The organism is Lachnospira sp. CLA-JM-H23, from assembly GCF_040096425.1.
In the GTDB taxonomy this organism is placed as follows: domain Bacteria; phylum Bacillota; class Clostridia; order Lachnospirales; family Lachnospiraceae; genus Lachnospira; species Lachnospira rogosae.
The window spans coordinates 96,470-113,104 of record NZ_JBBMET010000009.1; the positions used below are offsets into that span (position 1 = coordinate 96,470).

At 36.6% G+C, this 16,635-nt stretch carries 12 protein-coding genes; 1 reads left to right on the plus strand and 11 read right to left on the minus strand.

The window, feature by feature from the left end; translation table 11 throughout:
* Positions 1 to 95: 95 nt before the first annotated feature.
* From WMO42_RS11895 to WMO42_RS11940, 10 genes are all read right to left on the minus strand, one after another.
* Positions 96 to 1,106: a GGGtGRT protein gene (locus tag WMO42_RS11895; protein ID WP_349192356.1), complete on the minus strand. Its 1,011-nt coding sequence runs from the start codon at positions 1,104 to 1,106 to the stop codon at positions 96 to 98.
* Positions 1,107 to 1,120: 14 nt separating this feature from the next.
* Complete coding sequence (locus tag WMO42_RS11900) at positions 1,121 to 1,825, minus strand: hypothetical protein (protein ID WP_022203704.1); 705 nt, start codon at positions 1,823 to 1,825, stop codon at positions 1,121 to 1,123.
* A gap of 134 nt (positions 1,826 to 1,959) precedes the next feature.
* The gene (locus WMO42_RS11905; protein WP_055307182.1) at positions 1,960 to 4,026 is read right to left on the minus strand and encodes a methyl-accepting chemotaxis protein; all 2,067 of its coding nucleotides are present in this window, start codon (positions 4,024 to 4,026) and stop codon (positions 1,960 to 1,962) included.
* Positions 4,027 to 4,112: 86 nt separating this feature from the next.
* A complete protein-coding gene (locus tag WMO42_RS11910; protein WP_055174211.1) occupies positions 4,113 to 4,781 on the minus strand; it encodes a UDP-N-acetylglucosamine pyrophosphorylase in 669 nt (222 codons plus the stop codon).
* An 11-nt stretch (positions 4,782 to 4,792) separates the two neighbouring features.
* Positions 4,793 to 6,793, minus strand: coding sequence for a DNA topoisomerase (locus tag WMO42_RS11915; protein ID WP_349192358.1), 2,001 nt, complete (start codon positions 6,791 to 6,793; stop codon positions 4,793 to 4,795).
* 82 nt (positions 6,794 to 6,875) lie between these two features.
* Positions 6,876 to 7,460: a 5'-deoxynucleotidase gene (gene yfbR / locus WMO42_RS11920; RefSeq protein WP_055306078.1), complete on the minus strand. Its 585-nt coding sequence runs from the start codon at positions 7,458 to 7,460 to the stop codon at positions 6,876 to 6,878.
* A gap of 222 nt (positions 7,461 to 7,682) precedes the next feature.
* Positions 7,683 to 8,771 carry an aspartate-semialdehyde dehydrogenase gene (gene asd / locus WMO42_RS11925; protein WP_055174209.1) on the minus strand — a complete coding sequence of 363 codons (1,089 nt, stop codon included), beginning with the start codon at positions 8,769 to 8,771 and terminating at the stop codon, positions 7,683 to 7,685.
* A gap of 152 nt (positions 8,772 to 8,923) precedes the next feature.
* Positions 8,924 to 9,514 carry a metallophosphoesterase gene (locus WMO42_RS11930; protein WP_022502112.1) on the minus strand — a complete coding sequence of 197 codons (591 nt, stop codon included), beginning with the start codon at positions 9,512 to 9,514 and terminating at the stop codon, positions 8,924 to 8,926.
* A gap of 19 nt (positions 9,515 to 9,533) precedes the next feature.
* Positions 9,534 to 11,468 carry a BMP family ABC transporter substrate-binding protein gene (locus tag WMO42_RS11935; protein WP_055174208.1) on the minus strand — a complete coding sequence of 645 codons (1,935 nt, stop codon included), beginning with the start codon at positions 11,466 to 11,468 and terminating at the stop codon, positions 9,534 to 9,536.
* A gap of 20 nt (positions 11,469 to 11,488) precedes the next feature.
* Positions 11,489 to 13,264, minus strand: coding sequence for a GGDEF domain-containing protein (locus WMO42_RS11940; RefSeq protein ID WP_055306079.1), 1,776 nt, complete (start codon positions 13,262 to 13,264; stop codon positions 11,489 to 11,491).
* A gap of 309 nt (positions 13,265 to 13,573) precedes the next feature.
* On the opposite strand from WMO42_RS11940, the gene WMO42_RS11945 reads away from it, so the two are divergent.
* Entirely contained in the window at positions 13,574 to 13,753 is a 180-nt protein-coding gene (locus tag WMO42_RS11945) for a DUF4250 domain-containing protein (protein ID WP_022502115.1), read from the plus strand.
* 130 nt (positions 13,754 to 13,883) lie between these two features.
* Here WMO42_RS11945 and clpB read toward each other — a convergent pair whose 3' ends face one another.
* Positions 13,884 to 16,481: an ATP-dependent chaperone ClpB gene (gene clpB / locus WMO42_RS11950; RefSeq protein ID WP_022502116.1), complete on the minus strand. Its 2,598-nt coding sequence runs from the start codon at positions 16,479 to 16,481 to the stop codon at positions 13,884 to 13,886.
* Between the last annotated feature and the right edge of the window lie 154 nt (positions 16,482 to 16,635).

The window sequence follows — 16,635 nt, forward strand, 5'->3', positions numbered from 1 at the left end:
TTTTCAGAATATATTTATTTTAATCGTATATAATGCAAAAACCGCCGCAATCCCAGTGATTACAGCGGTTTAACGCTTATTCTATATTAGATTAATTAGAACTTACCTTCATCAGCAGCCTGCTGTACAGAAACAGCAACAGCAACTGTAGCACCAACCATTGGGTTGTTACCCATACCGATAAGACCCATCATTTCTACATGGGCAGGAACTGAAGATGAACCAGCGAACTGTGCATCTGAGTGCATACGTCCCATAGTATCTGTCATACCATAAGAAGCAGGACCTGCTGCCATATTATCTGGATGAAGTGTACGACCTGTACCACCACCTGAAGCTACTGAGAAGTACTTCTTGCCAGCTTCAAGTCTTTCTTTCTTGTATGTACCTGCAACTGGGTGCTGGAATCTTGTAGGGTTAGTTGAGTTACCTGTGATAGAGATATCAACATTCTCCTTCCACATAATTGCAACACCTTCTGTTACATCGTTAGCACCATAGCAGTTAACCTTAGAACGAAGTCCGTCAGAATATGCAATTCTTTCGATTTCCTTAATTTCGCCTGTAGCATAATCCATCTCTGTCTCAACGAATGTGAATCCGTTAATTCTTGAGATAATCTTAGCAGCATCCTTACCAAGACCATTAAGAATAACTCTAAGTGGTTTCTGTCTAACCTTGTTAGCCTTCTCTGCGATACCAATAGCACCTTCAGCAGCAGCGAATGATTCGTGACCAGCTAAGAAAGCGAAACACTCTGTATCTTCTTCAAGAAGCATCTTACCAAGATTACCATGTCCAAGACCAACCTTTCTCTGGTCAGCAACTGAACCCGGAATACAGAATGCCTGAAGACCTTCACCGATAGCTGCAGCAGCTTCTGAAGCCTTTCTAGCACCCTTCTTGATTGCGATAGCTGCACCGACAATATAAGCCCAGCAAGCGTTCTCGAAGCAGATAGGCTGAATGCCCTTTACCATGTTATATACGTCTAAACCAGCATCTTTAGTAATCTTCTCAGCTTCTTCTATAGATGAGATACCATAGCTGTTAAGCACAGCGTTGATCTGGTCAATTCTTCTCTCATATGATTCAAATAATGCCATTATATTCGTCCTCCTTACTTAACCTCTTCATCTGTTCTAGGATCAATAATCTTAACTGCATCAGCAACACGGCCATACTGTCCAGCTGCCTTCTCATATGCTGTGTTAGGATCATCACCCTTCTTAATGAAGTCTGTCATCTTACCAAGGTTAACGAACTTATAACCAATAATCTGATCATCCTTATCAAGAGCGATACCTGTTACATATCCCTCTGCCATCTCTAAGTAACGTGGTCCCTTTGCAAGAGTACCATACATAGTACCAACCTGTGAACGAAGTCCCTTACCAAGATCCTCAAGACCAGCACCAACTGCTAAACCGCCTTCTGAGAAAGCACTCTGTGTTCTGCCATATACAATCTGTAAGAATAATTCTCTCATAGCTGTATTAATAGCATCACATACTAAGTCTGTATTTAAAGCTTCCATAACTGTTAAGCCTGGTAAGATTTCAGCGGCCATAGCTGCTGAATGTGTCATACCTGAACATCCGATTGTTTCAACTAAAGCTTCCTGAATAATACCTTCCTTAACATTTAATGTAAGCTTACATGCACCCTGCTGAGGAGCACACCAGCCAACACCATGTGTAAAACCTGAAATATTCTTAACTTCCTTATTCTGTACCCACTTTCCTTCTGTAGGAACTGGAGCAGCGCCATGATGAACGCCCTGTGCTACTGGACACATGTTTTCAACTTCCTGTGTATAAATCATCTTATTACTCCTTTCGTTATATAAGGGATCCGGACATAACCGAACCCCTTTATCCTTGCATTATTTTCTCACATCATACTGCGTAAGTCAATTATGATTGTGTAAAAAATATCAAAATTTATCGGAAAATGTAATTAAAGCTCAAATCTGTTAATTGCTTCTGTTAAATGAGTAGCAATTTCATCAAGTTCAACTGTAAACTGGTTAAGTGTATGCATAGTTGCATTAACTTCTTCTGCCGATGCAGATACTTCTTCTGAAGCAGCTGCTGTTTCTGTAGATACAGAAGCTACGTCTTCCATACTCTTAACAACATTTTCACGGCTTGCATCCATCTGCTCATTAAGAGAGGCTATATTATCAAGACCTTCCTTTAATGCATTGACAGCATCTGATATATGTCCAAATAATTCTTTGGCATCATTAATTGACTTATTCTGTTCATCAATTATATCAACGCTTTCGTCCATAGTCTTTTCTGCAACTACTGATTTAGCACTTATTTCCTTAACAATCTGCTTAATCTCATCTGTAGATGACTGTGACTGTTCTGCAAGCTTTCTGATCTCGTCAGCAACTACTGCAAAACCTCTTCCACTCTCACCTGCTCTTGCAGCTTCAATACTTGCATTAAGAGAAAGCAAGTTAGTCTGTTCTGTGATCTCAGTAATAGCATCTGATATGAAATTAATCTTATTGATACTTTCAATCATCTCATTAACTACGTTCTTAGAAAATCTTGAATTATCCTTTGACTTTTCGCCCTTTTCAATAAGATCATCAACAATTGTAAGACCCTGATCACTAAGCTGCTTAGTTTCAACTGACATATCATTAATATCACTTACATAAGCCTTTGTTTCGTGAAGCTTAGAAGCAAGTAATTCAACCTCAGAAGTTGCCTTCTGTGTACTCTCTGCCTGTCCTGAAGCTCCGATTGATACGCTCTGGATAGCCTCTGATACCTGATTCACTGTCTCTGTTGTTGATTCACTTACATTTGAAATCTTCTGTGAAGCAGTTATAAGTACACCAGACTTTTCTTCAACACCCTTAATAAGTGATGATATCTGGTCTGCCATAACATTGTAGTTAGCCTCTGCCTGACCAAGCTCATTCTTGCTCTTTACATTAATTCTATATGTAAGCTTACCATTAGCCATCATATTCATAGCATTATTAAGTGTCTTAAGTTCCTTAGTAACCGCTCTTGTTATAATTAAAGCTATAACAATACCAATTATAAGTGCAATAATAGCAAGTTCAATTGTTGTCTGTGCAATCTTATTAACAACTGCCTGTGTCTCTGATTCACTGATAAATCCCATAAGTGTCCAGCCTGTAACAGCATCCTTTGAAGTTACAATATGTACTGACTCCCCATTAATCTTTTCATCAAAAGAAAATGTTGTGTCATACTGGTCTTCCGAAAGATTCTTAATTGTATTCCAGCACTCAAGCGATGTTACATTATCCTGGACATTAGTATTCTTATCATTATCTACAAGAATCTTTCCATCTTTATTAACAAGTATTACATATCCTGTATTAAGAAGTCCTATATTTTTTACATAATCCTCAACTTCTGCGAAATCAATATTAAGCCCTACGGCACCATAGTTAGCACCATCTGTATATTTAATTTCCTGTGAAACTGTGAATATAGTCTTTCCTGATGATGAATCTACATATGGATCTGAGAACTGTGAATATATAGTATTTCTTGCCTTAGAGCCTATACAGTTCTGATACCAGCTCTTGCTTGTATCGTTAACACCTCTTGTAAGACCTCCCTTATTAGCTGTCTTACCTGTCTCTGGGTTAATCTCTGCCCATCCATCAACTCTTAAACCTGTTTTAGTTGTAAAGAAAGCAAGTTCTGCTCCATTAGTTACCTTAACAGATGCAACTAATGAATCTTTTATTGCCTTAACATTATCATCAAGCTCCCCCTGATCTTCCAAATGCTTAATCTCATTCTTACGTGTAAGAAGGTCGACTGGCTGTGACAGAGTCTTTAAATATGTTGTAAATCCCTCTTGAACATTATCCAATGTCTGCTCACTTGTCACTTCTGTGTTTGCATTTATCGATGTCTTAGTTATCCTGATAGAACCAAGCGATACAAGAATTATTGCAACGCATACTGCAACGGCAAACGATAATACCAATTGAGAACCAATTCCCTTAAAAGCTTTCATATCTTTACCTCACCTTATTTTTTTATTATTTTATAAATGTTCACATTGTGTTCACATTTATACTTTGGACATAATAACATATACTCTTAATATTTTTCAACCACTTCAGCCCTATTTTTATAGATTGAACCCGATTTAATACAACCTCTGACACTTGAAAGCGGATATATATTACTATTCCTTCCAATTATAGTACCTGGATTAAGTACACTGCCACATCCTATCTCAACATTATCACCAAGAAATGCTCCTATTTTCTTAATTCCAGTGTCTATATTTCCATCTGGTCCTTTTATTGTAATAAGCTTCTTGTCAGACTTTACATTAGATGTAATTGAACCTGCACCCATATGTGCCTTATAGCCTAATATTGAATCTCCCACGTAATTATAATGAGGAACCTGCACATTATCGAACAATATGACATTTTTTAACTCTGTTGAATTACCAACGACTGCATTTTCTCCTACAACAGCCTTTCCTCTTATAAATGCACAATGCCTTACTTCTGCACCTTTGCATATAATAGCAGGACCTGCTATATACGCCGAGTCAAATACTGTTGCTTCCTTATGTATCCATATGTTATCACCTCTCTTATAATATTCCTTTTGTGGAAGTGAATTACCAAGTCCAACAATATAATCACCAATCTTTGATAATACCTCCCAAGGATACACAGCACCTTCAAATATTCCTGCGGCTATAGTCTTATCAAGACTAAACAACTCTTTGATTGTAATCTGTTCGTTCATAACTTTCCTCCTTATTTATAATTTTTTGCGGTCTCATTAAATAACGTAACAAGCTGTGCCTGATTACGCAGGTCTTTAACCGCTAATGTTCTTCTTCCAACAAAGCCTGACAGCTTCTGCATATATTCGTCGGCGGTTATACTTCCCTCAGCAACATATGTAAGCCCCTTTTCCCAGCTTGCTGTAAGTTCAGGATTTAACAACTGCTTAATAGAATTATCGACAACATCATATATTATTTCACCAAGCAGGGTAGGTGTTATTATCTGGGTCTTGGTATTAGTAAAAATGTATTGGTTGGAGTTAAGCTTTTTAAGTATCTCTGCTCTTGTTGCACTCGTACCAATTCCACTACCCTTTATCTGTGCCCTCAATTCTTCATCTTCTATTAACTGCCCTGCATTTTCCATAGCAAGAATAATTGAACCCGAATTGTAACGCTTAGGTGGCGATGTTTCACCTTCCTTTATATTAAATTCCTTAAATGATATCGGCGAACCCTTTTTTAAGCTTTTAAGACTTTCTATCAGTGATGTATCTGCATTTTCCTGCTCATCCTGATTTTTATCTGTATCTGCCATCTTATTCTTTCCGAATGAATTCTTCGCAACCTTAAGGTAGCCCTCGTCTACAAGCACTTTAAATGTAGCATAAAGCTGTTCATCTTTTACAACTGAGGTAATGCTCACCTTCTGGTATATAGCCGCTGGATAGAATATGCTCAGAAATCTTCTGACAATTATCTCATATGTCTTCTGTGCAGTTGATGATAACGATGATAAACTTCCAAATCCCTGTCCTGTAGGAATAATGGCATAATGGTCAGTTATTGCTTTATCATTGCAATACCTCGTCTTCTCAATTCCTTTGTACATATTACTATCTAATATCTGCTGTGCATACTCTCTGGCTGGTGCATAATTTCTTAGGCCTCCTATATTCTTGTATATTTCCTTACAGACAGCAGTTGATAGCACTCTCGCATCTGTTCTTGGATATGTAACAAGCTTTTTTTCATATAACTCCTGAATTATATTAAGTGTCTGGTCAGGACTTATCTTGAATAATTTACTACATTCGTTCTGTATTTCTGCAAGATTATACAATAACGGAGGATTTTTTGTTTCCTTTTTCCTTGAAGCTTCCTTTACAACGCCCTCTGCAGGGAGTGGTTCTGATAAAATATCCACAAGCTCCCTTGCTTTATCCTTATCCTTAAACCCATTATCCTTATATAGATATGGTGTATTATAATATCTGCTTGCCTCACACACTCTCCACTCGGCATCAAATGTATGATCATTAATATCCGCTGTTCCAATAACCCTGTAGAATGGTGTCTTGACAAAGCTTCTTATCTCTCTTTCCCTTCTTACAACCATTCCCAGAACACAGGTCATAACACGCCCAACAGACACAACTGCCCTGTCAAGATGAAGATAATTGGCAATATTTCTTCCATATTTTAATGTAAGAACCCTCGAAAAATTGATACCCATAAGATAATCTTCTTTTGCTCTTAAGTATGCAGCATCACTTAGATTATCATATTCTGATATATCTTTAGCGGTATTAATACCTTTAAGAATCTCTTCTTCTGTCTGGGAATCAATCCATACCCGCCTTTCCTGCTTGTCCTTTACCTTGGCTTCCTGCCTTACAAGCCTGTATATATATTCTCCCTCACGTCCCGAATCAGTACATACATATATTGTATCAACATCAGCTCTGTTTAAAATGCCTTTTACTATATCAAACTGCTTCTGAACAGCTGGAATAACTTCATATTTAAAAGTCTGCGGAATAAATGGAAGTGTATCAAAACTCCACCTTTTCAATTTCTCATCATAGGCATCCGGATAACTCATTGTAACAAGATGTCCAACACACCATGTAACTATATGATTATCCGCCTCAAGATAACCATCTTTTCTTTTAAAATCCGTATGCAGTGCCTTGGCAAATTCCTGTGCAACACTCGGTTTTTCCGCTATATATACGGATTTTCCCATATCATCACTCCATTCTTTATACTATTTTTCACTATCTGACAGATAGATTTTTAATATTAACGCTATTATTTATAAACCATAGCTATTTTGACTCATCTAAAGTCTTAAAAAATGCTGGTATATATTCTTTCATATAATAATCAGCTTCTTTTATCTTCATATCCCTAATAGAATTATATATTGTCTTTTCTGCCTCAAGAAAATCGCAATTCCCCATTTTCTTTTCCTCTATACACTTTATATAAGCTGAAATTCTGTCAGCTGCTTTAACATACTCCCATAATCCTGCTTCATTTTCTGTTTCTAAAAGAAGCCCTTCATATCTTGCCCTTAGAACTTCTGGAAGTCCTGATAACATCTGCTCATTAGCCACCTGCTCGACTTCTTTATACGCATTTCTTATATATGGACTGTAATACTTAACAGGCGTTGGCATATCCCCTGTAATTATCTCTGTCACGTCATGATACATTCCAAGTACCGCAAGACGTTCTGCATTAATATCCCCGCCGAACACTTCATTATTAATAACACCAAGTGCATGTGCAATAAACGCAACTTCAAGACTATGCTCGGACAAGTTCTCATTGCGTGTATTTCTCATAAGCCCCCATCTGTTGATATATTTCATTCTTGACAGCATTGCGTAAAAATAATTATTCTTCATATTCCATACATCTCCACGCTTCCATATATTTGTAATATTATAAGATATATTGTAAGTTTTTGCAAATTCCGTATAATTTTCCAAATAAATAAGGAAGATAATTAGGCTCAACGCCTTTTCATCTTCCTTATATATTTATTAATCTTAATAACTATTAATTGATGGCTCACACTAAACCGCCTGTCAATATTATAGCTATTATATACTAATTATTCTGATATCTTATTTAGCTGTAATGTAACCCTGAGCCTTAAGAAGTTCTGCACATAATACAGCTCCACCTGCTGCTCCTCTTAATGTATTATGTGAAAGACCTACAAACTTGTAATCAAATACACTGTCTTCTCTTAATCTGCCAAGTGAAATTCCCATTCCATGCTCATAATTAACATCAAGCTTAACCTGTGGACGGTCATCTTCTTCAAGATACTGGATAAACTGCTTTGGTGCTGATGGAAGATCAAGCTCCTGTGGTGCTCCCTTGAAGTTTCTCCATTTTTCGATAATCTGTTCCTTAGTAGGCTTCTTACCAAAGTTAACAAATACTGCCGCTGTATGTCCATCAAGAACTGGAACTCTTAAGCACTGGCAAGTAATAACTGGCTCAGCAGCAGGAACGATTTCACCATTCTCAACTGTACCAAGAATTCTAAGAGGTTCTTTTTCTGACTTTTCTTCTTCTCCACCGATATATGGAATTATATTTTCAACCATCTCTGGCCACTGTTCAAATGTCTTACCAGCTCCAGAAATAGCCTGATATGTAGTAGCTACAACAAGCTTTGGCTCGAATTCCTTAAGAGCTGCTAATGCTGGTGCATAACTCTGGATTGAGCAGTTAGGCTTTACAGCTATAAATCCTCTTGTAGTTCCAAGTCTCTTCTTCTGTGCCTCTATAACCTTAGTATGTTCTGGGTTAACCTCTGGAAGAATCATAGGAACATCTGGTGTCCAACGATTAGCACTATTGTTAGATACAACCGGAACTTCTGCCTTTGCATATCTTTCTTCTAATGCCTTAATCTCTGCTTTTGGCATATTAACTGCACAGAATACGAAATCAACCTTAGATACTATCTCATCAAAGTCTTTATCCATATCATATACAGGCATCTTCTTAACGAATTCTGGCATTGCTGTCTGCATCTTCCAGCGTCCCTCAACAGCATCTTCGTAAAGCTTTCCTGCTGAACGTCCACTTGCTGCAACTAACACTACATCAAACCAAGGATGATTTTCAAGTAATGTTATAAATCTCTGACCTACCATGCCTGTACCACCAAGGATACCAACTCTTAACTTCTCGCTCATTATAGTCCTCCAATTATTGTTATTCTAATTGCCTGAAAACAATTTGCGCGTTTTGTCTTTCTGTGACGTACATTTGTTTTTCATTGCTTTGACAATACTATCATAACTGTAATTATATTGCAAGGGCTTTTTAATGATAAATTGTATAAAAATCAATATTCAAATATATACCTGTCATATCCGTTAATTATAGTTGTGTTATTATACTGCTCCTCTCTTTGGAATTCCCTTGAATAATTCAAATGTACATGCCCGTGTATGAAATATTTGGGACTGTATTTGTCAAGTATATCAACAAATGCTTCAAACCCCTTATGTGGATTATCCTCACCATCACCAAGCCCTGCCGCCGGAGAATGTGTAAGCAGTATATCAATGCCTTTCTTTACCTTTATCTTAGGCCACATCATAGCAGCCCTTTTCTTCATCTGATTCTGTGTATACTGGTTAATACCCTTCTTGTATCTGATTGAACCGCCAAGTCCCATAATTCTTATTCCATTGTATACATATATCTTATCTTCTATACATATACAGCCTTCTGGCTCTTTATCTGCATAGCCATCATCGTGATTGCCTCGCACATATAATATAGGCACTTTAGAAAATGAAGCAAGAAATGACAGATAATCTGCTTTTAAATCTCCACAAGACAATATAAGGTCTATTCCTTCAAGCTTCTCTTTTTCAAAATAATCCCACAGGTACTTTGACTCAACATCAGCTAATACTAGTATCTTCATAACCTTTTAACTTTCCTCACTAATCGTTCACATCTATAATTCCCTGATTGATAACAAGCATTTTTGAATTATCATCAAGTTCTTCATATTCTGGTACTCTGCCAACAACATTATCAAGAAGCCAATCCATTTCAATAATCTCATCAGGATCAAGTTCTTCGTCTGGCTTATTGTGCACCTTTCCATCCTGATCCTTTAATTCACCCGTAAATGGCTTGAACTCACCTTTTACTATTGCTTCCCTTATAAGCGATGTAACCTTTTTCGTTTCATCAGGAACTGCACCGCCATATATTATGTCAATTGCACCAGCAGACATACCCCACCAGTAATTAAGTGCTGATACCTTATCTCCTTCTTCTTCCTTCTTCCACGAACCACTTAATATGCTCTGTATAAGCTTCTCGTAGAACACACCCCAGTGCCATACAGGCATTGCCAGATGCTTTACCATACCTGAGTCCGTTACATAAAGACCGAACTTTCTTGATGTCTTCTTAGGTGTTATCATATCCTGATCTGAAATACAGTTAATACCCTGTTCTGCAAATCTTGCTTCTATGTCATTGTCTTTAATGCCACTCCATTCAACATATACCTTAACATCAGGATTTACCGCCCTTGCCCCCATAGCAAAAGCATTAACATTAGCCATAACACCATACAACGGACAGCTTGCAACATAACCAATCTTGTCACTCTTTGCCATAACCCCAGCTATAACCCCCGTCAGATACTTAGCCTCATACATTCTTGCATAATAAGTTCTTATATACTTATGCGATATATTAAGCGAACAGTTAAGTATCTTAGCCTTTGGATGTGCTATTGCCTGTTTAAGACTTGCATACATCATAGATGGCGATGTTACAAATATAAGATCCGTATTATCATCAATAAGCCTCTGGATGGCATTATAATCATCTTCCTTTGGTCTTACATTAGTAATACTGACTGTTTCTATCTGGCTTCCAAAGGTTTCATCAATATACTGTCTTCCCAATTCGTGGGCATAACACCACTCAGATGTCTGTGGTGTATTCTCGTATATAAATCCAACCTTAAGCCTTTTATTAGCCTCTCCTCCTGACCTTGGGAGAAGATAACTTAATATATTCTTCTTGGCTGGCTGTGTTGTAACCGGATCCATTCTTAAATCTACTTCGCTGTTATCTGATAATAATTCAAATTCAGCCCAGGTCTTAGCTACATTTTTATCCATCTGCTCCGGTGTCATATGGCGTACTGTATCATATCCGTGAATATGAATAAATCTTAAAAAAGCATCTCCAACCGGATAATCAAATCTGTCACCGCCTCTTGATTCATAAGCTGTTCTAAAGTTAAGATAACTTGATACCAAATCCCTCTTGTCATCTTCATCCATTGGCTGTCCCGGAGTAATTCCAACAAGCTCCATAAATGTTATGAAGCTGCCCTCTTTGCTAAAATATATATCATTAATCTTGGTAGATTTATAAAAATCCATAAATTCATAATATATCTTAACATCAGGATTGTCAGACTTCCTAGGCACTTTACGGATAACCTGTGCATTTACCGTCACCGCATTAAAATATTTAAGAACACTAACTCTCTTGTTACCCTCAAGAACGTAGAATTTATTCATATATTCATATACTTTAACAGGGTCTCTTATTCCCTCATTAACCTGACTGTCACTAAGTGATGCCCATTTAGCTGAGAACTCACTTCCCCATTCAAGAATAGGCATCCAGTTATCTGCAAATGCATTAGTTCTGCCTGCTGTACATGTACCAACAACAAGCCTTAAAGGTATCTGGTCTATTCCAAGACTTACTTCTGAATCTATCTGTTCTTCATCCATCATACTTTCCATAACTGGAAGATATGGATATTTACCCTTATTGACACACGCATTATATTCTCTTTTTCCAAGCTTAAGAGCACTCATATAATCCTGTACTGACATATTAATCCTCCATTCTTACATTACAACACACTTGCAATAACCTTAGTAAGTGTCATTATATAGTTCTTGTCTGATTCATTCCATCGAAAACCTTTATTGAATGTATCATACGATGCAATTATATTATCTCCTGCCTGATTGGTAAAGTAACTATATATCATTCCACCGATATTACTTTGAATTGTTTCATCATACAGCTTCTTGTTAAATGACTCTATATTCGATGTGTACACAATTGTCATATAGTGGTTCTTATCAAACATTCCTAAGAATTCTTTAGTATTAACTATATCATTAATGTCTGGAAGCTTCACATAATTACCATAATATTCAATAAGCCTGCCAGTTGTTCCATTATATATCCTGATGCCATCAATCTCAAATGCTTTACAGGCTCTCTGTAATACATTATCAAGTACACTGCTTCCATTCTTTATAAGATTAATAGACATATCAGCAACTTCCTGTGCCAATGTTTCACCTTTTTTAATAGGTGCCATAGAAAATCCTTTTCTTCCCATATCATCAAGGAAATCACCGTGTTTCTGTGCATCATATATAATATATCTGTTCTTTCCTTTATTCTTGGCAATATAAAGGCATTTATCAGCCTTATTAAATAATGAGTCATAATCACTTCCATTGTCTGGATATTTACATACACCCATAGAAAGAGTAACATCACAGCTGTTCTCTCCCTGACCTAACTCTGCCCTTACTTTCTGCTTGATAAATGTAAGTATAGAACGCAGCTGGCTTTCCTTAGTTATCCAATTCGTAAATATAAAGAATTCATCTCCGCCAAATCTTCCAACAATACCTCTTCCATTAAGTGCACTGTTAATAATAGCGGCAACTTTTAATATAACTTTATCCCCATACAGATGCCCATATGTATCGTTGACATTTTTAAAATTATCTATATCTATCATAGCCATATAATGTATATCTTTATTAGTTGCAATTGAGTCCTGCACATATTCCTTGCAGGCTCTTTTATTAAGAAGCCCTGTAAAGAAATCCTTCCCCTCCTGTGTGGCATAATAACTGACCTCATTCTGCTTATCAATTGACTTGATAATCCCAATTACAACCCTGTCTCTGTTATTCTTATATGTAAGCTTACAATCAATGTTATATACAACAAGCTTGGACATATCTGTAATAAGCGGTCCTGTAATCTCACCATTAAACCCCTCATTAGCATTACGGACTTTATTAACAAAATCTGTAAAATCCTGCTTTTGTCTTGCATTATTTAGATATTCCATATACACCTTTTCGAATTTATCCAGTGTCATCTTGCATATTATCGTTGCCTTGAAGCTTCTGTATATATATAGGGAAAACATATCTGTTACGGTATCATAATCAAACATATAATCATTATACATTGACAAATATGTCCTGTATTTGTTCACATCATTATGAAGCCTTGTATATTTCTTCTCCATCATAAAAATGTTAACTACATTCATATCTATAACCGCCTCTTCATTAATGATATTCCCATGATTGGCAAGGCTCATATGAACAAGAAAATACTGTCCGTCACCACCTTTTATACACGTTATAATTCTCTGGGACTGACCTGATTCTTTCAGACTCTCACATACATTTTTAAATTCACCCACATAATCAGGATGTATCATCTCTGTGATAATAATATTAACAAGCTTTCCTGCATAATTATAAAAATAGTCATCTGCAAAAAGCACAAGATATGAAGAATTAAATGATGCCATACAATACATCATTGATGATTTGTTATTATAAATATCCTCTGATATTAACATATGTCCCCCATCCGTAAATTCCTATAAAACCACTGCACCCTATAGAAATCCACCTCTTTATACAACCTAAAACCATACAGCATATAAACCATACAATCCTGATATAAATATTGTATTAAATCCGCTAATATTATATTAGTAATTTTGCACTCTATTTATATGAATAATAGCACGTTTTTTATTACTTGTAAACTAATTGTGTATTTATTAACATACATTTCAATTACAATTTGCATATGCCTTTAGAGCGTCGTATTATAATTCTTGTTACCAATATAGACATATAAAATGTATAGAAATGAGGATTTTATGAATAATTTACCTAAAGACCCGGTTATGCTTCTTAGCTTTGTTAACATGCAGTTAAGGGATAATTACAGCTCACTCACAGAATTATGTAAGACTTATATGGTTGACGAGAGCAGTATCACAGACAAACTCACCGCTATCAATTATGTATACAATCCTAAGACTAACCAATTTGTATAATTATTAAAAAAGCTATATGAAGGCTATAACAAATGTCCGATTTATTCAAAACATTTATTACAACCTTACATATAGCTTTCTTTAAGTATATATATTAAATATACCGCTTTAAGTTACCTAATGAAGTAAATTATGATTTCATATCTTTAGCAACTAAAGTACCATTTTCACAATCTATAAGAATCTTGTCCCCTGTCGATACATCGCCGGCAAGTATAAGCTTAGCGGCAAGTGTCTCAACGCTCTTCTGGACATATCTCTTAAGAGGTCTTGCACCATACATTGGGTCAAAACCATGGTCAACGATATAATCTTTAGCTGTATCAGATAATACAACCTTAAGTTCCTTATCTTCGAGTCTTCTGTTGACATCATTAATAAGAAGGTTAATAATACTTCCTATATTATCCTTATTAAGAGGTTTGAACATAATAATCTCATCAAGACGGTTCAGGAATTCTGGTCTGAAGCTGTTACGCAGATCTCCCATAACAAGTTCCTCAACCCCCTCTTTAATATTACCATTCTCATCAATTCCATCAAGAAGGTAGGTTGAACCGATATTACTTGTAAGAATTATGATCGTATTCTTAAAATCTACTGTCCTACCTTGTGAATCTGTTATACGTCCATCATCGAGAACCTGAAGAAGCACATTAAATACATCAGGGTGGGCTTTTTCAACCTCATCAAACAATACTACTGAATATGGTTTCCTGCGGACTGCCTCTGTAAGCTGTCCACCTTCATCATATCCTACATATCCTGGAGGAGCTCCGATAAGTCTGGATACTGAATATTTCTCCATATACTCCGACATATCAAGCCTTATTATATTATTCTCATCATCAAACAGACTCTCTGCAAGTGTCTTTGCAAGCTCTGTCTTACCTACACCAGTTGGTCCTAAGAATAAGAATGAGCCAATTGGCTTGCTTGGATCTTTAATACCAGCTTTAGACCTGATAATAGCTTCTGTAACCTTGGTTACAGCCTCGTCCTGTCCAACAACTCTCTTATGAAGAGTTTCATCAAGATTAAGTGTCTTCTGCCTTTCTGACTCACTTAACTTGGCCACTGGAATACCTGTCCATCTTGATATAATCTTAGCTATTTCTTCTTCTGTTACATTCTCGTGTACTAAAGAATCATCGCTTCCATCTTTCTTGGCCTTGGCTTCTGCTTCTTCAATCTGCTTTTCTATCTGTGGCAGCCTGCCATACTGAAGCTCTGCTGCTTTCTCAAGATTGTATTCTCTCTTTGCCTGTGCAATCTGGTTATTAACATTTTCAAGTTCTTCTTTTAACTTGCTGATATTATCAACCTTTGTCTTGTCAGAATCCCATTTAGCCTTCTGTATGCCAAATTCTTCCTTAAGTTCTGATAACTCTTTTCTTAAAGCTTCAAGTCTTTCCTTACTAAGATTATCAGTTTCCTTCTTTAAGGCTGCCTCCTCAATTTCAAGCTGCATAATCTTACGCTGCATTTCATCAAGTTCTGCCGGCATTGAATCAAGTTCTGTCTTAATCATTGCACACGCTTCATCTACAAGATCAATTGCCTTATCTGGAAGAAATCTGTCTGTTATATATCTGTCTGATAACACAGCCGCACTTACCAAAGCACCATCATTAATCTTAACACCGTGGAATACTTCGTATCTGTCCTTAAGCCCCCTTAATATAGATATTGTATCTTCAACTGTTGGCTCATCAACCATTACAGGCTGGAAACGACGTTCAAGTGCTGGGTCTTTTTCAATATACTGTCTGTGTTCATCAAGTGTTGTCGCACCTATACAATGCAGCTCACCTCTTGCGAGCATTGGTTTAAGCATATTACCAGCATCCATAGAACCCTCTGTCTTACCAGCACCTACAATTGTGTGAATTTCATCGATAAATAATATAATCTGGCCTTCTGACTTTTTAACCTCATCAAGCACAGCTTTTAATCTTTCCTCAAATTCACCTCTGTATTTAGCACCAGCCACAAGTGCACCCATATCAAGAGCAAATAACTTCTTGTCTTTAAGGCTCTCTGGCACATCACCTTTTACAATTCTTTGTGCAAGCCCTTCAACAACTGCTGTCTTACCTACACCTGGTTCACCGATAAGAACCGGATTGTTCTTAGTCTTTCTTGAAAGAATTCTTATTACATTCCTTATTTCCTGATCTCGTCCGATTACTGGATCAAGCTTGCCGTCGGCTGCTCTTTGCACCAGATCCGTAGCGTACTTATTGAGTGTATCGTAAGTTGCCTCTGGATTGTCTGATGTAACTGTCTGGTTGCCTCTTACAGTAGCAAGTACTGAAAGAAAGCTCTCCCTGTTAATTCCATATGTCTTAAAGAGCTGCTTTATTGCTCTGTTAGGTGCTGCTATAAGTGCAAGCATCAAATGCTCAACTGACACATAAGAGTCGCCCATTCTCTTGGCTTCATCTTCTGCATTGACAAGTACCTTATTAAGGTCATTGCTTATATATAACTTAACATCACCTGATACCTTATTCTTCTGATTAAGAAGTTGTTCAATATTCTTTAAGAAAATATCTTTATCAATATTCATCTTCTCTATAAGGTTAGCTATAAGACTATCTTCAATAGTCATAAGGCTATAAAGAAAATGTTCCTGATCAATCTCCTGATTACCATAATCATAAGCTATCTTCTCGCAGTTATTAATCGCTTCGATTGATTTCTGTGTAAACTTCTGAATGTTCATACAATTCACCTCTTTCTTAACCCCAATTATTGTTCCCTTGGAAATAAAGATTATCAGATAACACTTTAAAGACCAATTGTAATTCTTTGAACAATTTTTCATTACTTTTCTTCTAAAATGCTCTTTTCTCATTTCCTATTACAGGTTATATCAC